The organism is Gordonia oleivorans (assembly GCF_040044975.1).
Lineage (GTDB): Bacteria > Actinomycetota > Actinomycetes > Mycobacteriales > Mycobacteriaceae > Gordonia > Gordonia oleivorans.
Genome location: NZ_JBDZDI010000021.1, coordinates 59352 through 82091 on the forward strand (window position 1 = coordinate 59352; position 22740 = coordinate 82091).

The window sequence follows — 22740 nt, forward strand, 5'->3', positions numbered from 1 at the left end:
CGACCTCGGGTGCGTTCGAACAACTCCACGCTTGGCCACCAACCCCCCGCAGATCAGCAGCAGGGCGACAACCCCGACGGAGGCGGTCTCCACCCCGCTGGTCGGCAACTCGATCGCATCAGGTTGTGGATCTACCGCCTCACCGCCGCATGATCCGCGCCAGGTTCTTGCTCTCCATCCAGCGTTGTTCGATGGGTCGCATGGCATCGGTCTCGATGAGAGCGGGGTAGGAGGTGAGGTCGGTGAATTGCAGCCTGCCGGACTGGAATCCGATCATGGCGCTCGACCGCCCTCCCGACTCGAGCTGTTCGGAGAGGAATTCGACGCACCGCGCGGTCAGGCTGGTGGCGTGAATGCGATCGAAGGGCGACGGATCCCCACCCTCCTGAACGTGGCCCAGCACCGCCTGCCGCGCGTCGAACAGTTCACCGCCCTCCTTCTCGAACAGTGACGTGATGAACCAGGTGTTGTACACCGAGTCGGCACCCTCGCTGCGGATGATCAGACCGAATCGCCGTCCCGACCGGAAGCCCTCGGCCATCGAATGAATGTCGGCGGTCAGGTCGTCGATGGTGATGCCGTCCTCGGGCATGTAGATCCGCTCGGCACCCGACGCGATTCCCGACAGCAACGCCAGATAACCGCTGTCGCGGCCCATCACCTCGACAACGGCCACCCGGCGGGTGGCGACCGCGGCCTGCCGGATCTTGTCGACGTCGGAGACGATGCTGTTCAGCGCGGTGTCGCTGCCGATGCTGAGTTCGGTTCCGGGGACGTCGTTGTTGATCGTCATCGGCAGACACACGATCGGGATGTCGAGGGCCGAGAACTGCTGTCGATGACGGTGGAGTTCGTAGGCCGATTGGTAGCCCGCCCAGCCGCCGGCCACCAGCAGACCGTCGATGCGATGGGCGGCGATCTGCTCGGCGATCTGCCCGATCGCGTCGCCCTCGGGCACGTAGCGATTGGTGCCGAGTTCGGCGCCACCGTCGGACACCCAGCCACTGACGTCCATCCAGCCCATCTCCTGGACATGACCACGCCGCAGCCCGCGGAAGCCGTTGCGCACCGCGAGGACGCTGTAGCCGCGGTCCAGACCGAGCCGGACCGCCGCACGCACCGCGGTGTTCATTCCGGGTGCCGGTCCGCCACCGTGGACGATGGCCAGCCGGAAGCGTCGACGGCCCGCCTGGGTGGGTCGCGCAGCGGCCTGCTGCATCGTCTGAAGGATGCGGTGGGAATGGCGAAAACTGCCGCCGCGCAACAACATCGCACCGTCGTAGTCGTTTGACTTGATCCGGTCGGCGACCGCGCGTGTCTGTTCCACGCATTCCATCAGCGGGGAGGTGACCACACGGTTGCCGCGAAGACCGACCAGTTGCGCGGGGGCGTGCGGTTCATCGGCGAGGAGTCGCTCAACGGCGGCGTATCCCAGCCGCGTCGCGAGATAGCGGTCGAAGGCGCTCGGCGCACCGCCACGCTGCACGTGGCCCAGCGTGGTGATGCGGGTGTCCTCGCCGAGTTCGTCCTCGAGGAGTTTCCTGATCTGTTCGGCGGTGATCGGGTTGCCGTCGCGGTCCTGGGCTCCCTCGGCGACGACGACGACCGACTGGCGTCGGCCGATCTGCCGACCGGTCCGGATGTCGCGGCACATCCGGTCGGCCCACCCGTCGGCCGGCGGCTGCTCGGGGATCAGCACCCAGTTGGCAGCGGTGGCCAGGGAGGCCATCAGCGCGAGGTACCCGCAGTTGCGCCCCATCACCTCGACGACGAACGAGCGCTGGTGACTCGAGGCCGTGCTGCGCAGGGCGTCCATCGCCTCGACGATGCGGTGCAGTGCCGTGTCGGCGCCGATGGTCATGTCGGTGCCGGACATGTCGTTGTCGATGGAGCCGACCAGGCCCACCAGACGCAGGAAGGGATGCGCGCCGGCGACGTCGGCGGAGATCTCACCGGAGGTGACGAGCTCATCGAGCAGCTCCGCCCATTCCGCCCGAAACATGTTGGCACCGGTGAGACTTCCGTCGCCGCCGATGACCACCAACGCGTCGATGCCGCGCTGGAGCATGTTGTGGGCGGCCGCGCGGCGCCCCTCACGGGTGCGGAACTCCTGCGAGCGCGCGGTACCGATCTCGGTGCCACCCTTGGCCAGGATGCCGTCGGTGTCGGCGTTCTCCATCCGCCGGATGAACTCGCCACCGTGGACCAGACCCTGGTATCCCTCGTGAACGGCATAGGCGTCGATGCCGTGATGCAGCGCGGTCCGGATCACGGCCCGGACCGCCGGGTTCATCCCGGAGGCGTCGCCGCCACTGGTGAGGACGCCGATGCTCGTCGGCGCGGAGCAGAGCTCAGACATGTCGCGAACCCGCCGTCGGCCGGCCCTCGCGTGAGTCGCTGATCGTCAGTGAGTCTCTGATTGTCATGGGCACCCCGTGTCCTCGCGTTCTGACGGCTCTGTGATTGCGGGTCTTCGGCTATGAGCATTGCCGTCCGGCATCCACCCCGCAACCGATTCGCGCCGGTCTGTCGCGCAGGGCGGCCTACGCCGCCGTCGGCGGGAGCGGATTCTGCAGCGTCACTGGCTCACTCGTTCGTCGCCCGGACTTTCGGACGCACGCAGGGTCGCCCGCGTGTCGCCGGCGCGTGGTTCGTCGGCGCACGATTCGCCCGTGGCGCCGCACATCACCCGCACGGGCCTGCGCAGCGGGGCCGGACGAACGCCACGACCGACCACAACAGGATCACCGCCCGAATTCCCACGCCGAGGTTGACCCCGAGGGGCGGCATGCGCCCTGTCCGATGCCCTATCGGATCAGGCGGTCAGGTCCCGCATCTTGACCGACGGATCCGCCAGCGCGTCGGGGTCGACGTGCGCGCCTCTGCGGATGAGCTTCTTACCCCCGTTGAAATCGGCGGGGGCGTTGACGGCCTCCACCGCGACGACGTTGCCCGCCGGTTGGATGTGGAAGAACGAGACCGCGTTCTTGCCCGGCGTCGCGCGGGTGATCACCCGGACATCTGGTGTCGTCAGTCCGGCGATCTTGAGTTTGAGATCGAACTGATCCGACCAGAACCACGGCACCTCATGCTCCTCGGGATCCTGACCGAGGATCGCCGCCACCGCGTGCCGGGCGTGTTCGGTTGCGGCAGGGATGGATTCGAGGCGCCGCAGACCGTGATGCCCGGCGACCGGGCGCCGCGCCAGGTCGCCGATGGCGAAGATGTCGGGGTTGCTGGTCCGTCCGTATTCGTCGGTGATCACTCCGTCGTCGTACTCCAGACCCGCCGTTCGGGGCAGTACCTCGTCGGGGGCGGCACCGATTCCGACCAGCAGCGTGCGGCACTCGACGACGCTGCCGTCGTCCAGGTTGACCCCGGTCACCTCGGAGCCCTCGATCCGCAGGTCCGACACCGAGCGCCCGGTGATGATCGTCGTTCCCCGCTCACGGTGGTAGTCGGTGAGCATCGCCGAAAGTTCGCGGCTGGCGACGCGGGCGAGGATGCGCTCCTCCCGTTCGATGACCGTCACGTGCAGGCCGCGGCTGCGGGCGACAGCTGCGACCTCCATGCCCACGTAGCCGCCGCCGACGATCGCGAGTTCGCCGCCACGGGCGAGCGACCGGTTGAGCGTGTCCGCGTCATCGAGGGTCCGCAACGTCATCACCGAGGTGGTTCCCTCCGGTGTGCCCGGCAGTGCGCGCGGGTGCGATCCGGTCGCCAGGACCAGCGTGTCGTACCCGATCTCGGTGCCGTCGGCGAGGATCACCGTCTTGCCGGCCGCACGGATCTGAACGGCTCGTGACCGGGTGCGGATGTCGATCCGGTTGTCGGTGTAGAACTCGGCCGGCCGCAGCAACTGCTGCACCGACGGCGCGTCGAACTTCTTCGACAGCGGCGGCCGGTGATAGGGGAGGTGCGCTTCATCGCCGATCATGGTGATCGACCCGGTGAAGCCGGACTGACGCAGCAGCGCGGCCAGTCCGGCACCGCCGTGTCCCGCGCCGATGATGACGACCCGCTGATCGGTGTTGATGGTCATGGTCCCACGGTAGAACGTGGTGTCTTACCGGGTGAACGAGAGGTGGATGGTGCCGCTCTCGGCCACCTCGGTCGTCACCGTGTGGGTCACGTCGAGCGCGGGCAGCTCATCCCACAGCCGGGTTCCGCGGCCCAGCACGATTGGGGCGACCATCAGATGGAGCTCGTCGACGAGGCCGGCCCGCAGGAACTCCCGGATGGTCTCCACGCCTCCGCCGACGCGGACGTCGGCACCGTCGGCGGCTGCCGACGCCTCGGCCAGTACGTCGTCGATGGCGCCACTGCGGAAGTGGAATGTGGTGCCGCCGGTCATCGGGATCGATGCCCGGGGCGCACTGTGGGTGAGCACGTAGACCGGGGTGCCGAACGGCGGTTCGTCACCCCACCAGCCCTGCCAGGCCGGATCGTCGGGAAACGTATGGAGCCCGAACATCGCCGCACCCATGATCTCGGCACCGATCCCCTCGAAATGCGCTGCAGCGTACGCATCGTCGACGCCGGTTGTGCCGGCGCCGCCGGTGTCGCCGAAGACCCGCTCGTGGAATGTGCGCGTCGCCGAGTACGCCGCGGTCAGCCGCCCCCAGTCCGCACCCATCGGATCGTCCGGGGAGAGGCCGGCGGTGGCGGTGCGGCCGTCGAGCGAGGTGAACATGTCGACGCGGACACGCGTCATGGTGGCGTCCTTTCTCTCGCTACGAGGTATCACTCTGACTGTGTCGCAGCCGAATCCATCCACATGATCTGCCACGAGTGACCATCGAGATCACTGTAGCTGCGCCCGTACATGAAGCCGTGATCCTCGGTGTCGCCGGGCGTGGCCCCCGCGGCGATGGCCGCGTCGACCAACTCGTCGACAGACGTACGACTGTCGGCGTCAAGGCAGACAACGCACTCCTTTGTCACGGTCGCATCGGCCGTGTGGACGGGGTGAAACGTGTCGAAGAAGTCCCGCTGCAGCAGCATTGCCACCATGTTGTCCCCGAGGACGACAGAGATCGCCCTGCCGTCGGAGAAGTTCTCGTTGAAGGAGTATCCGAGTTCACCGAAGAAGGCACGCGAGCGCGCCACGTCGGCCACCGGAAGATTGACGAAGATGGTGGTGTGCACGATTCACTCCTGAGGTCTGCGATGTCTGCCGTCCGACACCGTCGCAGTACAGACCACGAGGCAATCGGAAAGTCATCGCCGCGCAGCCGCTCCACACACCAGCTACCCGACACCCCGCTTGTCGCCCCGCCACACGATGCGGGCCAGTTCGTCACGATCGGCGACATCGAGTTTGATACACGCCCGGTACACGTGTCCCTCGACGGTGCGGACCGACACCGTCAGGCGATCGGCGATCTCACGATTGCTCAGGCCCTGTGACACCAGCGCCGCGATCTCGCGTTCACGCGGTGTGACCGGCAATGGCCGCGCGGCCGTTCTGGTGGCCGGGGTCGTCGCGCCATCACACCTCCTGGACAGCAGCAGTGCCCGGGCGCTGGACTCGGTGCTCTGCCGCCGATGCCCGGCCCGGTCATGCAGCGACACCGCCTGCGCCGCGGCGTCGGCCGCCGACAACAGCAGTCCGGCCTGCTCGAAGGCGTGACTGACGTCGTCGAGCGCGTCGGGGTCGGCGTCGGCGACCGCCACCGCGTGGCGTGCGAACAACGGCGCGAGCACTCCCTGCACCCGGGGCGCAACCTGCACGAGTCGTTCGGCCATGGTGCGATCACCGAAGCGCGCCGCGTGATGCAGGGCTTCCGCCTCGACGGCGTACTGACCGACCTCGTGCGCGAGATCGGCTGCGCCGTGCGCGAATTCGATGGCGGTTCGTTCCCCACCGCGTGCGGCGGCCAGCCAGGCGCGGGAGATCAACCGTTGCGGATCGTGGATCGCTTCGTGCGGACCCACATGCTCGTCGGCCTCGGTGAGCACCCGGTCGGCGTCGCCCACCGCACCCAGTGCCGCGTAGGCACGTGCCAGTAGCAGTCGCGCCGGGAGTTTCCACGGCAGCGAGTTGTCGGCGTTGAGTGCTGCCAGCGCTTGTTCGAGTGCACCGATCGCCTCCCGGAAAGACCCCCGATAACAGGAGACGAGGCCGGCCATGATCTTCGCTATCGCCCACCCGACGAATTGGCCTGCGTTGGAGAATTCGGCGTACTCGATCGCCCGTTGCTCGGCGAGGTCGATGCGGCCGGTGGTGGCCAGGGCCAGCACGTCGCCGTAGCGCACCATCACCTTGATCATGCCGTCGGTGGCCTTGTGTTCGGGACGGCACCGATCGGCGATCGCCTCGAAATCGCGGCCACGGCCGGCGACCGGCATCGCCAGTCCCGCCGCGAAGGCCGCGAAATCGACTGCCTGCCCGGGGGATTCCGGGTCGGCCAGCACCCGTTCGGCGCTGTCGATACCCTCCGCGATCCGGTTGGCGTGCACCGCCATCGCCGATCCGGTCGCCTCGACCATCAAGCACAGCGCCGGATACCGCACCCTCGACCGCAGCAGATCGAGCAGGCGCGCGCTCTGGTCGACGTCGCCGAGCGACCAGAACAACAGGCTGATGCGCGGCACGCCCCACTGGACGAGTTCGAGTTCATCGAGGGTGTCCGGGTCGAAGGCGGCGAGCACCTCGTTGGCCTCGACGATCTTGCCCTGCCACAGGAGGGCCCTCGACAGCACGTCCACGGCGCGCAGACCTCCGCCGTTCTCGGTCGCAGCTCGCGCAAGGCGTTCTCCCAGAGGAAGATTGGTCAGCGCCACCGCATCCTTCGCGGCCGAGATCAGCAGCTTGACGTCGAGCTGGTGGCCACCGTCGACGCACAGTCGCGCCAGGCGGATCCGGTCGGCGGCCGTGCCGGTCGGCCGTTCGCGCAGAACCTCGACGATCCGGGCGCGGAGGCGTCGACCGGCGATCGTCCCGATGCGCCGCCTGATCACATCGCCGTAGAGCGGGTGGGCGAACCGCGCATTCTCCACCACACCGTCGCGGGTGATGCGGATCAGACCACGGACCTCCGCGGTGTCGACGGCGTCCTCGCTCGACAGTGAGATGAGGGTGTCGATGTCGAGGGGTTCGGACAGCGCAAGGAGTTTCAGCGCGTCGACGACGTGATCGCCCGCGGCATCGATGCGGTCGTCGAGCAGCGCCACCAGCCCCGAGGGGACCGCGGTAGGGCCGCGTAGTTGCCAGACGCCGTTGACCTCGGCGAGGTTTCCGGCGTCCAACGCACCCTCGACCATGTTGCGCAGGAACAGCGGATTGCCGTTCGACGACTCCCACATGACGTCGGCGCTGAGTCCCTCGAGGGTCCCGCCGAGGACCTTCTCCACCAGCGACGTGCACTCGTCCTTGCGCAACGGCTCCAGCTCGATCCGCGTGAGGTAACCATCCTTCCAGAGCGAGGTGATGGCGTCGGGTACCGCCTCACCGGACCGCACGGTCACGATGATCCGCGCGGCCCGTTCCACCGCGAGTTGATGCAGCAGAGTCGCCGAGAGCTGGTCGAGCAGGTGCGCATCGTCGATACCCAGAACCGTATCCGGTTGCGCCACAAGAGATTGCCGTGCGGCGCCGAGCGCGGCCACCGGATCACGCGATCCCGTCTGCTCGACCCACGGGGCGAACGCCCCCAACGGGATGGCCTTCGACGATTCGGTGCACGCGGCCCACAGGACCGGTCCGCCGAGGTCGGCCGAGACGGTGCGGGCCAAAGTCGTCTTGCCCACCCCGGCGGCACCGATGAGTACGACCCCACTCCCGTCGGCACTGGTCAGAGCCGATCGGATGGTGTGCTGCTCGGTGGGCCGACCGAGCAGCTGCCAACGGCCGCCCATGGGGCTTGAGTATAGGGTCCGCGAGGGGCGGCCGTGCTGGCGTTTGCCGCGATATGTGGGCGGGCCGGCAGCACCCGGGCGAGGTCGGTCGTCCGGGTCGTCACGGGGAACGGCGACGGTCATTCGGGCAGGTCGGACTCGGTCGCCGGCTCGAACCGCGGCGCGTTATTGACCTGATGACGGAAGTTGCTCGACGCCTCGTACACCCGCTTCTTGAGCCGGTTGATCGATCCCAGCGGACGGTGGGCGGCCAGTCCGTTCCAGGAGTTGTAGGACAGCACGTCGTCGCCGAATGCCCGCCGCTCCGGGGTGTAGGGGTCCTGGACGGGATAGTGGATCGTCGCCACCGGGATGTATGGGGATTCGACCTGATTCCAGTGGGCGGTGGCGTCCTCGATCGGCATCGTGTCGATATTCGTGCACAACTGCACCTCGAGCCGGTAGTCGGCACTGTGGTTGGCGAAGAAGTCGATGACCATCTCGCGGAAGGCGTTGATGCCCGGGCGGTCGTCGACCGGCTGACCCATCAGCGCACGGACCTCCGGTGAGGCGGGCACACACCGCAGCTTCGCGATGTACGGGCCGTGCAGCTGCGGGGCGGATGTGTAGAACTCGTCGCCCAGGATGTGTGTGTTCGGCCGAACGAACACCGCGAGGGTCTCGGGAAGACGCCGGCCTCCGACAACGCCGAGTGCGGTGCTGAGCCCCTTCAGGACCGGGTCCGGCAGCCGTGCCAGGGTCACCGCCGTGACCATTCCGAGCCGGCTGTACTTGTGCGCGTCGGCGAACAGGAACTCCTCGTGGGTGACCATGATGAAGTCCTGGGTGGTGGCGGTGTCGTCCGGCAGTGCACGCGGAGCATTCGGGTCCACGCCGACGAGCTTCATTCCGAGCCCCCGCACACCCTGAACCTGATCGCTGCGGATGGCGCCCGACGTACTCGACAGGCGCGAGATGACCGGGTACTTGCGCGGGGTGGCGAAGACGCCCTGCGCGAGTTCGTTGGGCAGGTCGGGAAGCACCTCGAGAGTGCCGCGCAGAATGCCATGGCTCTTCGCGTGCGCGTCGCGGACGCCGCACTTGTACTTCCGGAAGGCGTATTCGTTGTTGCCGTGCAGCGCGCGGACGATCCGCTCGATGTCACGCTCCTCGTCCTCGCGGGGTTGTTCCATCTCCGGGACGAAGACGACGGGGGTCGGGGTGGTCGGCATCGCGGGGGTCTCCGCGGATGGGGCGATGTCGGTCATGATGGCCGGTCCTCGGGTTGTGGTTACGGAACATTCCAGGGCGCGAACGGATTCGGGACATCCCGCAGGGCCGGCGCGAGAGTGGGGAAGTGGCGCAACAACACCGACCGCATGGAGTTGTCCCGGATCCACGCCATCCCGACCTCTGTGTAGACCTCGGAGGTGAAGTCCTCGGTGAGGAAGCGGTCGCAGGTCAGCCGTCGCGACGCCATCAGGATGAAGATACGGAAGGCCGTGTCGCTGAAGCCGAATCCTGCGGGTCTCGGTTCCGCGTAGAGCCCGATCATCAGATCGAGCCGTTCGATGTCGCCGTACACCGACTCCAACTCGTCGGCGATCCGACGATCACCGGTGAGATCCATGAAGTCTTTCTTGGGCTTGAGACGCAACTGCCGACGGAATTCGTTGTAGCGCGGCACCCCGCGCTCACGGACACGCACCAGATCGATGGTGGCCAGGTCGATCGGCGGACCGACCGGACGCCTGAGGTTCTGGAGCGTGACGGGATAGTTGTGCAGATCGAGCGCGCCGGGATTGGCGGTGCCGAACGTGTAGAGGAGATCGGCCATCGGGGCGTCGGCGAGCCGGGTGCGGACATCGGGCATGACGAGATCGGAGAGCGTGCGGGTGACGATCACCTCGTCGTCGGCGAGTGCGCGGATGGTCACCTCGTCGGGCATCAGCGGATGCATGCGATAGATCGCCACGAACTCTTCGGTGAGGGAGAAGGCGACGTCATTGAAGTCCGTGCGGGATCCGGGGATGCCGCTGAGCACCTCGTTGCCGAAGACGTGCCCGTAGCGCCGTGCAACACCTTCGCCGAGGACGCCGAACCAGTTGCCGCGCAACGCCGCCACGGTCGTGGGGTGGGCGATGATCGCCGGCGTCCAGTCCACCGTGTGGATCTTGGCCATCAGTGCGCAGTTGATCAACCGGGCCACGGTGTATCGCCGCTCGGGGTCCATCTGCGGGTACGCCGCCGCCAGACGGGTGCAGATGGCGTTGTGTTCGCGCAGGAACAGCGAGTGGATGAGAGCCAGACCCACCCAGAAGTTGGGGGCCGAACCGTTGGGATCCAGAAGCGCGTCGGTGGCGGCGGGCGGGAGACCGGTCTCGTCGAGGTCGATCCGGCCGTCGGGCAAACGGATCGCGTTCGAGTAGGCCGGATTGTCACCGTAGATCTGGGAACCGTCCCACCAGAAGGTGGTGATGGATTCGTATGCGGGGCCGAAACCCGGGCCGGCCGGCGGGAGCACCGGGGTGCGCGGAATGCTGATCGGCTCATCACCCACCGGATCGCCCGGGGGCCGCTCGATCTCCCAGCATTCGGTGGCCTCCGCGGCCGGAATCGTCCGGTGGTTGAACCAGTCGTGGACCTCGAACTGAATCCACGCCGCAGCGAGAAGGTTCAGCGTCGTCGCCGGGGTGAAGTCGTCACCTCGGTCGAGTAGACGCATGCTGACCAGGCGCGGATTGGGCTGCAGCACATCCGCGTCGGAGCCCGGTTGGACGTAGCCGGGCATGTTGCGGCCGAATCGGCTGCCCACCGAGCCCATGGCCGGGTCGGTGGTGGCGTTGTAGGTTCCCAGGACCGTCCGTCCGGCACGATCGGCCTCGGTTGCCGGCGGTAGCGCCGGGCCCGGGTGGGGGCCGGTGTCGACGAGGTTCTTGGCCCGCAACTGACTGCGCAATCCGAGCAGAACGGCCAGCCCCGGCCACCTGCCCACCCGCTCCCATCCGATGTGACGGTCGACGTACTCGGCCACGCCGGCCAGACGCCGGGTGATGGCGGGTCGTCCGTCGGGTGACGCCTGCGGCGGTGCGCCCTGCAGCGCGGTGGTCGAGGCGGTCACACCAGGGATTCCGGGCATCAGCAGTCTCCGTGGCGGGAAAGCTCCGCCGGTCGTCGGGTTCATCTTCGTACGCGTCGGTGCCCGACCAGCATGAAGCCATCGGTGAACGGGTACACGAGTAATCGACTACTCGATCCCCGGCACATCACCCCTCGGATTGCGGCTCGCACCTCTCGGTTCCGACGCTGCATCCACCTGAGAGGTACGTCGGAGGTGCCCGTTCGTGTGGTTTGTCCGGTTCTGACGTCCGATTTCGGCCGCGACGACCCCGATTGAGGTAGCGCCGTACTCGTGCCCTCGGGCGTGTCGATGGCAACGATGGGACATAACCGGCGCGGCTGAAGACCTCGGTGCGCAGTGAGCGTCATGTACATGGAGGGTGGCCTGTGATCGCACCGATCGAGATCAAGACGAACATCGACACCGGGGTCGGCGAGGCGTTGCGGGTCCTGGGGTGTCCGCAGCGGCCCACGGAACGTCGCGACATCTGGTTTGCCGAAGCGCGGTCGACGGTCGAGCACACTCCTCTTCCGCTGCTGTCGAGCAATCTCATCATCAAGATGCGCAGCGGTGACCAGGATGACATCACGGTCCGGCTACGCCCGTGTCCGCCGGACCGACTGGTCGGCAAGTGGGTCGCCCCGTTCGCCGACGACAATCTGATGTACCGCCTCACCGGCGACTGGTGCGGCTCACATCGCGCGATGGCGGCGTCGGTGGTGAGTCGACGGAACCCCGGTTCGGTGGGAACCGCCGTTGCCGACGGGATCGATCCGGCACATCTCCTCGATTCTGCGCAGCGTCAGTTTCTCGTGACCTGCACACCCGCAGGCGTACCCATCGACCACCTGATGCGGCTGGGGCCGATCGACTCATCGCGATGGTCGGGGATATCGCTGGACGGGGTCGGGATCGAGGTAGAGCGTTGGGCCGTGCCCGAGGTGGATCTGCTCGAGATCTCCGCAATGGTGCAGCCACGACCGGGGGAGTCGGCGGGTGAGTTGGAAATGCGCTCTGCGACAATCCAATTGGCGATCCGAACAGCTCTGGACAACCGCGGTCTGATACCTTCACCGACCGATGTCAAGACCCGTCGGATGCTCTGTGCACTCGCTCGGTCACGTGCCTGAAACCCACGTCCGCGGGACGGGCCCGCGTCCACCGGCAGCTGATCGCGAGACGCTATGCCGTAGATCCGAGTCACTTGGTGACTCGGATCTACGGCGTTATTGCAGTCGACGCGGTCGGCTAGCATCGGTCCGGTGACTTGGGGAGCACGGCAGATCATCCAGTTCGGTGGCGTGTCGAACGAGCCAGTGCACGGCGCCTCACCGGCACGAGTGGTGGAGCTTCGGTCTGCGCTCCTCGGCGATCGGGTGATACGACGGATCGGCACCGCCGACGACGAGCACCTCGTCAACGGGGTGGAGGTCGCAGGTGACCGGGTGGTGGGCTACCAGGCACGCGGCATTGCCGGATACCCGGAGTGGGCATTGGCCCACCACCCCGATGACCGCGACGACATCCTCGCGGGTGCCAACCTGCTGCATTCGGCCAGTCCCTTCGAATGGCGCAAGTGGGAACGGGGTGCACCCCCCGCCGTGGTCGCGTTGGCAACCGAAGAGCGGGCCCGAGTACAGGACCCTGCGTGGGCCGGACACGGCGATGGCGGCCAGATGTCATATTTCACCGATGCTCGCGTCGGTGAGCGTTCGGCCGGAGTGGAACCAGATCTCCCGCGGCTTGTCGCCGCGTACCAGGAGTTTGCCTTGCGCGGCCAGCTGGACAGCGCGGACCTCTTACCCTTACGACGCAGCCTGACCGCCATGCCCGCGCCGGCCGATACGGATTCCTTCTGCGTAGATACCTTCTGCGCGGTACTGACGGCAATGGTCGGTAGTGGCTACGCCCCGCATGTGGGGATGCTCGCCGACATCGCTGAAGTGGCCGAACAATGCGGTATCGATCCGGACGACCATCTTGATCGGTTTCTGTTCGGCATTCTCGACCTCCCGGGAACCTGCGACGCCTCGTCACCGTTCTGGACACGGGTCGCGGACCGGGTGACCGCCGGCGTGGACGGCAACGAGCTCTGGGCCGAAGCGTTACTCCGGGTGCGCCCCCGACGAATCGGTCCGAGCGACTGGGCCGATTACCTCATCGCGGTCGGTGCCGACGCCGCTCTCCTCGATGGACGCGTCGACGCGGGTGAATGGCTGGCGGCCCAGACATACCGACTTCTCGACCGCGGCTTCGACGATGACACGGGAGGTGGCCTGGTGCGTCTCGTCGAGAAGGTCATCGCAGCCCGGGATTCTGGACGAATCGAGGTGCACCGGACAGTGGTGGGCACCCCATCGACCTGCGCCATATCGGCGGGACTCTATGATGCTCTTCTGGCGGCCGGGCTGGAGCTCGAAGGCCGCGTCACCGGGCTCACCGAACCGGCCACACATTTCGGACGCGACCTGCGTTTCTACGCGGCGACCCATAGTTTCACCGCAAACATCGACGGCACGGGCAGAGCGCTCATGCGGGCGGTGACCCGCGAGCCGGAGCTGTTGACCGCCGCGGGTGTCGCCGAACTCTGTCGTCGCTACACCAACGAACTCGCGAACCGTTTGACCACAACCGGTTCCGTTCGTCAGATCGTCGAGACCCTCGGCAAGGTTGCCCAGATTCCCGCACCGCTCATGAGCCGGGCGCTCGCCTCGGCGGTGGCCGCCCTTGCTCCCGTTTCCCTGCTGAGCCAAGCAATTCGATGCGGTCTCCCCTCGGAGTACGGGTGGACGATGTTCGAAGATCTGGTCGAGCCGACGCCCGCCCCTACCAGGCCGGGGACATTCGCATCCAGTCGATTCGATGACCGGGAAGCGATTCCGGCGTGGGCAGATGCCTGGCCGGCCGTCGGCGTCCGCAGCGGCAGTCGTTTCGTCTTCGTCGACGGCGATGACGTTGTCGCCGAATGTGCTGGCCTGCCCTGGAACTCACGCTTCCTCACTCTTGTCGATGGCGAGGTGGTGCAGACCGATGGCGATGTCGCCACATGGAGTCCGTCGGGGCGGCGGGCCCACGTGACCTACGACAGCCAATCTTTTGATGGCAATCGTCACGCCGCGAGTACGGGCGCGTCCTGGGTGATGCCGGACGGACGACGGGTTTGGTCGACGACATCGGTTGTCGCGCCGGATATGCCGGCTCTGGTGGTGCTGCGTGAGCCATTTCCCGTCCTCGTCGACGAGGAGGGAAACGCGTGGGTGGTACCGGATTCGTCCGACGTGAACCGACATCAGTTCCGTCCATTCAGCGGAAGCGAACACCTGACGCCCCCGGACGTGATCGGACTCTTTCCGTCGGCACTGCCCGGCGAACGGTTACGCCCCGAGTACTGCACCGCCCGGCCGGTGACTCCCACGACCCGTCATTCGCCGGTCAATACACACAATGAGAGGCATTATCTGGCGGTGTTCTGCGACTCGACCGAACAACGCTGGCGGGTTGTGGAAGGTGACGGCACGTCGATCACCATCGACCTACCGCGTCACATCACTCCGACGTCGGTGATGCGCGTTCCCGAGAGCGGGAGCCACCGGTGGGTTCTCACGGGTTCGCGCATCTACGACGCGGACGGTGGCGACCTGATCTGGGACACCCGCAAACTGGTTGACGGCGAATTATCCTATCGGGCAGCACAACCCGCCCACGAGTGGCTCTGCCACCTGCGGCCCATGTGGTGGCATCAGCTGACCGTGCGAGACTCCGTGACCTCAGATCGGATGCGCGGATTCACCGACGAGGACGCCCAGCAGCTACTGGCCGCCGGTGACGATCATCTGGGTCCCACGATCGAGCGGGTGCTGCCGGGTGCCCCCGTCCCCATCGTCGCGGACCTGACAGAGCTCGTGCACCAGGCCCGGGCGATCGCCGAACGGAGGTCGGATGTCCTCGAACGATGAGGTCAGCTCGAGCACCGGGGATTCTCTGTGGGTGACCGTCGGCGAGACAGAACTGTCCCTGAAGGACGGTGAGGTCGTGGCACGGCGGTTGGACGGCACCGCACTTCCCTCGGTACCGGAGGCCGTGTACGGCACACCCGAGTACACACAGCTGCGTGAACTGGGGGACCTGCTGGTGCGACACGACTCGCACTCCCACGCCGAGGTACAGCGATGGGTGAGTACCGGAATGCCGGTGCGCACACTACTTCTCGGTGAATTATGGCCGGACCCGACCTGGCGACGCTGGTTACGCAACCTGGCCGTCGTACCGATACGCGACGTCACGACACCAGTCGATGCCGACGACCCGCCATCCGCCGGTTTTCTCCACCGCGTCGTACCCGACCCACATAGCGACGAGACCGCAGTGATCGAGGTGCTCGCACCACTGGACACCATGGTGTCCGTACGGTGCGAGAACGTCGTGTTCCCCCATCCGGCAACACTGGGTGCGGAACTCGACCAGTTGCGACGCTTCGCCGAGGACACCGGTATCGAACAACCCGTCGAGCAGATTCACCGGATGACGTTTCGTTACCGCCCCGACGACCGGGCCTATGTGAACCTCGACTTTCAGGGACGAGAATTCCGCGACAAGCATGCGGTGTCGGACGCCGCTCTCGCCCACGGTTTTCGCGTCCACGACGGTCGTGTGGTGACCAGGATCGTCGCGGACGGAGCGGTCTACGAGGCACATCTGCTGTTCGACGACGAGTACGGCGTCACCACCGACACTCTCAGGTGGCTCTGCCATGACGAGGTGGTTCGAATCCATCACCTGCCCGCTGCGGTCTACAGCGAAGGCGTCCGGATGGCGACGCTCGTCTGCGAGCGTGCCCGGTAGCGACGCGTACACCGGGGGCAGCCCGCATCCGAGGCCGAGAGCTGTGAGTACGGCCTATCCGGTGGTGAACTCCCGAATCGCCCCGGCAACCCCTTTCGGGTCGGTCAGATTCGCGAAGTGACTCTGCCCCGGGAAGACCACCGAGGTGGCATTCGGAATCGACGCCGGCCGGTCGCGACAAGGACATGGTCAACCGGGGTGGTGAGAAGGCCTCCGCCGAGGAGATGGAGAACGTCGCCTACCGACTTGCCGGCGTCGAGACGGCCGCTGCCATCGCCACGCCGGATCTGGTTCTCGGTGAACGGCTCTGCCGGTATCTGACGGTGGCTGTATCTGACGGAGGCCGAGGGACATTCGGTGTCACTCGACGATGTCAGCCGGTCGATGCAGGCCGCCGGGGTGGCACGGTTCAAGATCCCCGAACGTCTGGTCGTCGTCGACAAGATGCCCACCACCAAGATCGACAAGAAGACGATGCGGGACGACATTCGAATGCGACTCGATCGCGACAAGGCATGATCTACCCGCGCGGGGAGCAGTTCCCACTGATCAACCGAATCAACGGCTGCCGCGCGACTCGCCGGGCACCTGCCCGATTACCCTGCCCGATCACCCGGCCACGGTCGGCTTGCCGAGCGTGTCCATCGGTCGGCCGGTAGAGCGAACCGAGCGGTCGCCTCGTGGGTGGACACCGCGGCGGTCAACGTCAGCGGGTCGCGGTAACGCACCGCGGTGAGCTACACCCGGCCCGGGTGGTGCGGAGCGGCGGTGCGAACCGGACGCGCACGCGTCAGCATCCACGACGAAACCGTGAACGTGGTGCCGGAACCATCCAGCACATGTCAAAAGACTCTGCCGCTATGTGATGTCGACCGGGGATACTGGACGCTGTGAGCAGTAACACCACCCGGATGACTCAATCGGACATGTTCTCCTGGCGGATGGAGCACAACCCGGTCCTGCGTTCCACGGTCGTCGTGGTTCTCCTGCTCGATGTCTCACCGGACTGGGACCGACTCGTCGCGACGGCCGAACGGGCAGCCCAGGTACTACCGGCGATGCGCCGCAAGCTGGTACCCGACGTGGGTCTCGCACCGCCCCGGTGGATCGAAGACCCGGATTTCGACCTCCGCTGGCACCTCCGTCGTCTCGCCGCCCCGCATCCCAAGGATCTGCGCGGGGTTCTCGAGGTGGCCCGGACCAAGGCCATGACCGCATTTGATCCGGCACGCCCGATGTGGGAGTACACGCTGCTCGACGGTCTCGAACGCGACGGGGCCGCGGCCGTGGTGATGAAGTTTCACCACTCGATGACCGACGGCGTCGGCGCGGTCCGCATCGCGGCGGAGATCATGGACTTCGAACGGTCCGGAACCCCACGGGAACCGGCGCCCGACAGCGTCGCCCGTGCCGCCGACCCGTCGATACTCGACACCGTCGGCTGGTACGCATCCTCGGCCACAGTGGTGGTGCGCGCGTCCGTGGTCGGGGCGGCACGTCTGGGCACCCGCATGCTCTTCCAACCGATCCGGGCGGTCCGCGATGTCGGGGTGACCCTCGCCTCGATCGCCCGCGTCGTCGAACCGGTGCTCCGCACGCAGTCGCCGGTGATGACCGAGCGCAGCACACGGCGCCACCTCGCGACCCTGAACGTTCCGGTCGACGGATTGGCGGCGGCCGCCGAGAAGGGCGGGGGAACCCTCAACGACGCCTTCCTCGCCGGCATCGTGCTCGGCATGCGTGAGTATCACCGCCGGCACGACTCGGATGTCGATCGTCTGCGGATCACCATGCCGGTCAACCTGCGGCCCGACGACGACGAGACGATCGGCGGCAACCAGATCACGTTGTTGCGCTTCGTGATTCCCTCCGACATTCCCGAACCCGCCAAGCTGATCGGTCGCATCCACGAGATCGTCGCCAACTGGCGGCTGGAGCCGGCGGTCCCGCTGGCCCAGCCCATCGCCGGTGCCCTCAACGTGCTGCCGTCCTCCGCGGTCGGCGCGATGCTCGAACATGTCGACTTCCTCGCCTCCGACGTACCCGGTTCGCCCGTCTCGCTGTACATGGCGGGCGCCAAGATCATCAAGCAGTACGCCTTCGGCCCGACGATCGGGGCAGCGTTCAACGTGACGTTGCTGTCGTATGTGGGGGAGTGCTGCCTGGGCATCGACGTCGACGACGCCGCCGTCCCGGATCTCGATGTCCTCGTCGACAGTCTCGGCGTCGGGTTCGACGAGGTGTGCACCCCCTGAGCTCCACAATCGTGGTGTGACCAGCGCGGCGCCGCGATGAGTATCGCGCTCCGGTGCAGTCTGACTTTCATGGGCACACTCATCTACGGCTTCACCGTGTCGGTCGACGGCTACATCGCCGATGCGCACGGAAACATCGACTGGTCCGATCCGAACGAGGAACTGCATCAGTACTGGAACGATTTCGAACGCGAGACCAGCCTGGCGTTCTACGGACGGCGACTCTACGACCTCATGGCCGACTACTGGCCGACCGCCGACGACGACCCCGAGGCGTCACCCATCATCGTCGACTTCGCCCGCATCTGGCGCGCCATGCCCAAGGTGGTCTTCTCCCACACCCTGGAGTCCGTCGACTGGAACTCGCGCCTGGAACGCGGCGACCCGGTCGAGGTGGTCACCAGACTGAAGGCCGAGACCGACGGCCAGTTGGAGATCGCCGGCGCGACCCTGGCCGCACCGGTGATCCGGGCCGGACTGGTGGACGAGTATCGACTCGTGATCGCGCCCACGGCAATCGGCGGCGGTCTGCCGTTCTTTCCGATGCTGCCATCGTGGATGTCGTTGCGACTGTTGGAGAATCGCACCTTCCCGGGTGGCACCGTCCTGCTGCGCTACGCGGCACAGCGTGACTGACGTACCCTCACGCGCCTATCGGCACCAATTCGAAGACCGGGTGTCGATCCGCTTCGGCGGCGAATTTCTCCAGCGGCGCATCGGGTTTCGCGACGAAGTAATCGCGCGGCGGACCGGTGATCCGGAGATACTCCTTCAGGATCGGGGCGGCCTCCTCGGGTGCGGTGACCTCGCGCACCGCCCACTCCTGGTTCTCGCCGCGCCGGGTGATGCGTACCGTTCCGGCCGCGCGCGCATTGTGCACCCATCCGACGGGGCCGTAGGGCGCGACGAGCCATCGCGAGCCGTCTCGTTCGACGAGGCTGACCGGGTGACTGTGCTGTTTCCCGGTCTTCCGTCCGCGGGTGGTCATCATGTAGGTGTGCGGTACCAATCCCCACCGCACCGGCACGGGCATTACCTTCTCGCCGACCCTGCGTATCGGCGTCATGCGGAATCTCTTGACCTCACCCATGCTCCGATTGTCGCGCCCACCCGAACAGGAAGGGTAGAGACGTTGGACTCGAACTCCGGACATTCAGTGCTTCGCCGTACCGGAGACATCGGTGAGATCGACGGAGATGACGAGTTCGGCAGTTCATGGCGACCACGTTCGGTATGAATGGTGGATGACCCCCAAAGAGACCGACCCACACACCGAGGACACAGGCACCGGGCCGGAAGGCGCGGATTCCGACGTGCAATCAGATCCCGCTTCCGGCGAGACATCCGGCGACTGGACCGGCGAGGGCGGCGCGACCGACGACGGTCCGGCCACAGACACCGACTGACAATTCGGGGCATCTTCTGCCTTGATGGCAGTTTCTGCCACATTTTGCTAGGGTGTGGGACATGGGCACCGTCCCCACCTTGCGTGAACAACGCCAGCAGCAGACGTCGGTCGATATCTCCGACGCCGCGTTGGACCTGTTTGCCCGGCGCAGCTACACGGAGACCACCATCCCCGAGATCGCCGCGGCCGCACACGTTTCGGTACGCACATTCCATCGCTATTTCCCCACCAAGGAAGATGTGATCGCCCCGGCACTCGACGCCGGCTGGCGATCCTACGTGGACGCCCTCGCGGCGCGCCCGCGCGAGGAGAACCTCATCGACGGGCTGGTCGGCGCACTACAGACGGCACTCGACGAACCATCCGGCCGGCGCCACCGCACCTTCCTACGGACACTCCCGACGTCGCCGGCGCTCGCATCCGCGTGGCTCAGCGTGCACGACCGTTGTTGTGACGCACTACGCCCGGTGCTCGCCGGTCGGATCGACCTCGATCCGGCCGACCTGCGCGCACACTTCGCCGCCGCCTGCGTCGTGACCGCCAACCGACTGGCCGTCGAGAGCTGGGCCCGAGATCCACAGGTGGCGATCGACGACACGGTGCGGAACCTGCTGTCCGCTGCCGGGCCACTCATCAACCCCGCGATCGGCAGTCGTCGGTCCAGACGAAAGGTGTAGACAATGACAAGCGCAGGACGAGTGGCGGGCGAGGTCGCCTTCATCACCGGAGCAGCGCGTGGCCAGGGGCGGGCCGAGGCCGTCGCGCTGGCCGAGGAGGGCGCGGACGTCATTCTCTGTGACGTCTGCGCACCCGCCACCGACACCGACTATCCGGCCGCAACCCCCGAGGACCTGGCCGAAACCGTTGCGCTCGTGGAGAAGACCGGACGTAGCGCAGTGCACGCCGAGGTCGACGTCCGGGATCTCGACGCCATGGTCGAGTTGGTGACGCGTGGTGTCGATCAACTGGGACGGCTCGACATCGTGGTGGCGAACGCCGGGGTCGTCAGCTGGGGACGATTCTGGGAGATGTCGGTGGACCGGTGGCGCGACATGATCGACATCAACCTCACCGGCGTGTTCAACACGCTGCGCGCCGCCGCGCCGACCATGATCGACCTCGGCAACGGCGGCTCGATCATCGCGACCAGTTCCGTGGCCGGCATCAAGTCACTGCCCGGCCAAAGTCATTACAGCGCAGCCAAACACGGCGTCGTCGGGCTGGTCAAGTCGGCCGCGATCGAGTTGGCACCCTACCGGATCCGCGTCAACTCGATACACCCGTGGGGCGTCAACACCCCGATGGGTGCCCAAGGCCCCGAAGGTGCGAAGGTGTTCGCGGACAATCCTTCCTACGCGGCGGCAATGGGTCAGTACTGGTTCGATCCGCCGATCTCGGAGCCCGAGGACATCGCCAACACCGTGCTCTTCCTGGCCGGTGACGAGTCGCGGACGATCACCGGGATTCAGCTCCCCATCGATCACGGGGCGACCAAGATCTGACTCGCCACCCGCCGACGAGCGACGTCAGGCGGGTTCCAGCGACCGCGTGGCCTTCGCCAACGCCGCGAGGGTTCGCAGGACCGACTCACGTTTCGCACTCAGGTCCGACACCTTGGCCTTGCCGCTGAGACCCGGATCGTTCTGCGCGACGGCGAGGCGTTCCTCGATCTCGGCGAGTTGCGCCAGCAACTTCTCGGCCCGATGCGCGAGTTCTGCGCGGTCCGGACCGGAGACGTTCGAGGATCGAGCCGTCGCCGACGCGGCGGTCCGCGCCGGGCCGCTGCTCGTCCTTCCCGCAGCCTGCGTTCGGGCGGCCGAGCCGGCGGCGACCACGCCACGCTGCCCGGATCGGGACTTTCCACGCCGTGGCGGCTCGGTGCGGGTACGGGTCAGCTCCGCCCGCGCCTCGCGAGCCGCGACACGGTGCGCGCGCTCCTCCTCGTCGTCGGACTCCAATGATCCACCCAACGGCCGCAGACCATAGAAGTCGACGAACTCGCGAGCCTCGGCGATGGTCTGTTCGGCGGTCCGGCAACGCGCGCATCGCGGTTCGTTGCGGAAGTAGGCGAGGTCGTCGGTCGACGAGCACCACACGCATTCACGCAGGGTGATGTCAGTCATAGGAGCGTCGGCAGTGGGGAGAGGCACGGGCGAACAGAGTACGCCACAGCGCATTTCGTGGCACAGGGGGGTTGGTGGTTGAGCACTCGTGCGAGACGGTCACCGAGCGTCCGGGGGCATCCGTGGTGAGCGCGACGTCGGAGACCGTGCGAGGCGAGCCGTCGCCTGGTTGACCCACAATGCGGCTTCATGCGGCCAACCCAATTCTGGAAACGGGTGTTGCCAAATATGCGCAAGGCTGCGACACTGGGCGTGAGAATCACAGCAGGTCGAACCCTGGAGGAGCCTTGACCTCGACAGTTGATACATCGTCTTCCATCGCCCGCGCATTTGAGCCCGCAATCGAATCCCCAGATGAAGTAGCGCTGCCCCTGACCGGGGAGATACCCGGCGATCTGCGCGGCACCTTGTATCGCAACGGCCCGGCACGGTTCGAAGCCGGTGGATTCCGCGCCGAGCATCCGTTTGACGGAGACGGCTTGCTATCCAAGTTCGTCATCGACAATGGCGAGGTGCGGTTTCGTTCACGGTACGTGCGAACCCCGAAGTTTCGCGCCGAAGAACGGAACGATGGTGCAAGAATTCGTGGACTCTACAGTCAAGCAAAGGGTTTTCGCGCGAACGTCGGACGCGGTCCATCCGACAATGCCAACACCCACGCCGTCCTGCACGCGCACCGCCTTCTTGCACTCAGCGACGTCGGCCGGCCATGGGAAATCGACCCCGACGATCTCAGCACACGGGGACGATGCGACTACGACGGGAAACTTCCGTTGCTGTCCCGCTTTTCGCCACACCCCAAGATCGACCCGGTCACCGGAGAGCTCTTCAACTTTGGCCTCGACCTGAGTATTGGGGCCAGGTTTCCGGCAGCCCTCCGCTGTTACCGCGTCGACCGATCCGGCCGGATGCATGGTGTGGGTCGTGTCCCGCTCCGCGATGTCATAGTGCAGCACGATTTCGCGATCACCGAGAACTACCTCGTCTTCGCTCTCGCGCCGCTGACCGTCGACCCGGTGCGAGCGGCGTTGGCAATGATCGGCCACGGTACACACGGCGACGCAGCCGACTACCGTCCCGAACGTGGCATGCGGATTGTGCTCGTTTCCCGGCACGGGGCCGCAACCGTGTCATAGAATGCGAACCCTTCCT

19 protein-coding genes are annotated in these 22740 nt (G+C 66.6%); 10 read left to right on the forward strand and 9 right to left on the reverse strand.

Annotation, left to right across the window (positions count from 1 at the left end; all coding sequences use genetic code 11):
- Window positions 1–139: 139 nt before the first annotated feature.
- From ABLE92_RS21745 to ABLE92_RS21775, 7 genes are all read right to left on the reverse strand, one after another.
- The gene (locus ABLE92_RS21745) at window positions 140–2359 is read right to left on the reverse strand and encodes a 6-phosphofructokinase (protein ID WP_348806879.1); all 2220 of its coding nucleotides are present in this window, start codon (window positions 2357–2359) and stop codon (window positions 140–142) included.
- Window positions 2360–2815: 456 nt separating this feature from the next.
- Complete coding sequence (locus tag ABLE92_RS21750) at window positions 2816–4042, reverse strand: NAD(P)/FAD-dependent oxidoreductase (protein ID WP_348806880.1); 1227 nt, start codon at window positions 4040–4042, stop codon at window positions 2816–2818.
- 24 nt (window positions 4043–4066) lie between these two features.
- On the reverse strand, window positions 4067–4714 hold the full coding sequence (locus ABLE92_RS21755) for a dihydrofolate reductase family protein (RefSeq protein WP_348806881.1): 648 nt from the start codon (window positions 4712–4714) through the stop codon (window positions 4067–4069).
- Window positions 4715–4743: 29 nt separating this feature from the next.
- Window positions 4744–5148 carry a VOC family protein gene (locus ABLE92_RS21760; protein ID WP_348806882.1) on the reverse strand — a complete coding sequence of 135 codons (405 nt, stop codon included), beginning with the start codon at window positions 5146–5148 and terminating at the stop codon, window positions 4744–4746.
- Window positions 5149–5250: 102 nt separating this feature from the next.
- Window positions 5251–7860 carry a LuxR C-terminal-related transcriptional regulator gene (locus ABLE92_RS21765; RefSeq protein WP_348806883.1) on the reverse strand — a complete coding sequence of 870 codons (2610 nt, stop codon included), beginning with the start codon at window positions 7858–7860 and terminating at the stop codon, window positions 5251–5253.
- A gap of 119 nt (window positions 7861–7979) precedes the next feature.
- Entirely contained in the window at window positions 7980–9071 is a 1092-nt protein-coding gene (locus ABLE92_RS21770; RefSeq protein ID WP_348806911.1) for a catalase family protein, read from the reverse strand.
- Between the two features lie 59 nt (window positions 9072–9130).
- Window positions 9131–10978, reverse strand: a complete 1848-nt coding sequence (locus ABLE92_RS21775) for a peroxidase family protein (RefSeq protein WP_348806884.1) — start codon at window positions 10976–10978, stop codon at window positions 9131–9133.
- Window positions 10979–11346: 368 nt separating this feature from the next.
- On the opposite strand from ABLE92_RS21775, the gene ABLE92_RS21780 reads away from it, so the two are divergent.
- The 6 genes from ABLE92_RS21780 (at window position 11347) to ABLE92_RS21805 (ending at window position 18693) form a co-directional block, all read left to right on the forward strand.
- Entirely contained in the window at window positions 11347–12090 is a 744-nt protein-coding gene (locus tag ABLE92_RS21780; protein WP_348806885.1) for a hypothetical protein, read from the forward strand.
- 132 nt (window positions 12091–12222) lie between these two features.
- Entirely contained in the window at window positions 12223–14916 is a 2694-nt protein-coding gene (locus tag ABLE92_RS21785) for a hypothetical protein (RefSeq protein ID WP_348806886.1), read from the forward strand.
- Window positions 14900–15802 carry a DUF4132 domain-containing protein gene (locus ABLE92_RS21790; RefSeq protein ID WP_348806887.1) on the forward strand — a complete coding sequence of 301 codons (903 nt, stop codon included), beginning with the start codon at window positions 14900–14902 and terminating at the stop codon, window positions 15800–15802. The genes ABLE92_RS21785 and ABLE92_RS21790 overlap by 17 nt, the downstream gene beginning before the upstream one ends.
- Before the next feature lie 357 nt (window positions 15803–16159).
- On the forward strand, window positions 16160–16321 hold the full coding sequence (locus tag ABLE92_RS21795; RefSeq protein ID WP_348806888.1) for a hypothetical protein: 162 nt from the start codon (window positions 16160–16162) through the stop codon (window positions 16319–16321).
- A 371-nt stretch (window positions 16322–16692) separates the two neighbouring features.
- Window positions 16693–18057: a wax ester/triacylglycerol synthase domain-containing protein gene (locus tag ABLE92_RS21800; RefSeq protein ID WP_348806889.1), complete on the forward strand. Its 1365-nt coding sequence runs from the start codon at window positions 16693–16695 to the stop codon at window positions 18055–18057.
- A gap of 69 nt (window positions 18058–18126) precedes the next feature.
- Window positions 18127–18693, forward strand: coding sequence for a dihydrofolate reductase family protein (locus tag ABLE92_RS21805; protein ID WP_348806890.1), 567 nt, complete (start codon window positions 18127–18129; stop codon window positions 18691–18693).
- A gap of 7 nt (window positions 18694–18700) precedes the next feature.
- On the opposite strand, the gene ABLE92_RS21810 is transcribed toward ABLE92_RS21805, so the two are convergent.
- The gene (locus tag ABLE92_RS21810; RefSeq protein WP_348806891.1) at window positions 18701–19147 is read right to left on the reverse strand and encodes a nitroreductase family deazaflavin-dependent oxidoreductase; all 447 of its coding nucleotides are present in this window, start codon (window positions 19145–19147) and stop codon (window positions 18701–18703) included.
- Between the two features lie 154 nt (window positions 19148–19301).
- On the opposite strand from ABLE92_RS21810, the gene ABLE92_RS21815 reads away from it, so the two are divergent.
- The 3 genes from ABLE92_RS21815 to ABLE92_RS21825 all read left to right on the forward strand — a co-directional run bounded on the left by ABLE92_RS21815 (window position 19302) and on the right by ABLE92_RS21825 (window position 20967).
- Complete coding sequence (locus tag ABLE92_RS21815) at window positions 19302–19463, forward strand: hypothetical protein (RefSeq protein ID WP_348806892.1); 162 nt, start codon at window positions 19302–19304, stop codon at window positions 19461–19463.
- Window positions 19464–19524: 61 nt separating this feature from the next.
- Entirely contained in the window at window positions 19525–20142 is a 618-nt protein-coding gene (locus tag ABLE92_RS21820) for a TetR family transcriptional regulator (RefSeq protein WP_348806893.1), read from the forward strand.
- A 3-nt stretch (window positions 20143–20145) separates the two neighbouring features.
- The gene (locus ABLE92_RS21825) at window positions 20146–20967 is read left to right on the forward strand and encodes a mycofactocin-coupled SDR family oxidoreductase (protein ID WP_348806894.1); all 822 of its coding nucleotides are present in this window, start codon (window positions 20146–20148) and stop codon (window positions 20965–20967) included.
- A 24-nt stretch (window positions 20968–20991) separates the two neighbouring features.
- On the opposite strand, the gene ABLE92_RS21830 is transcribed toward ABLE92_RS21825, so the two are convergent.
- A complete protein-coding gene (locus ABLE92_RS21830; RefSeq protein WP_348806895.1) occupies window positions 20992–21588 on the reverse strand; it encodes a hypothetical protein in 597 nt (198 codons plus the stop codon).
- A 287-nt stretch (window positions 21589–21875) separates the two neighbouring features.
- Between ABLE92_RS21830 and ABLE92_RS21835 the strand changes: the two genes are divergently transcribed.
- The gene (locus ABLE92_RS21835; RefSeq protein ID WP_348806896.1) at window positions 21876–22724 is read left to right on the forward strand and encodes a carotenoid oxygenase family protein; all 849 of its coding nucleotides are present in this window, start codon (window positions 21876–21878) and stop codon (window positions 22722–22724) included.
- Window positions 22725–22740: the final 16 nt, after the last annotated feature.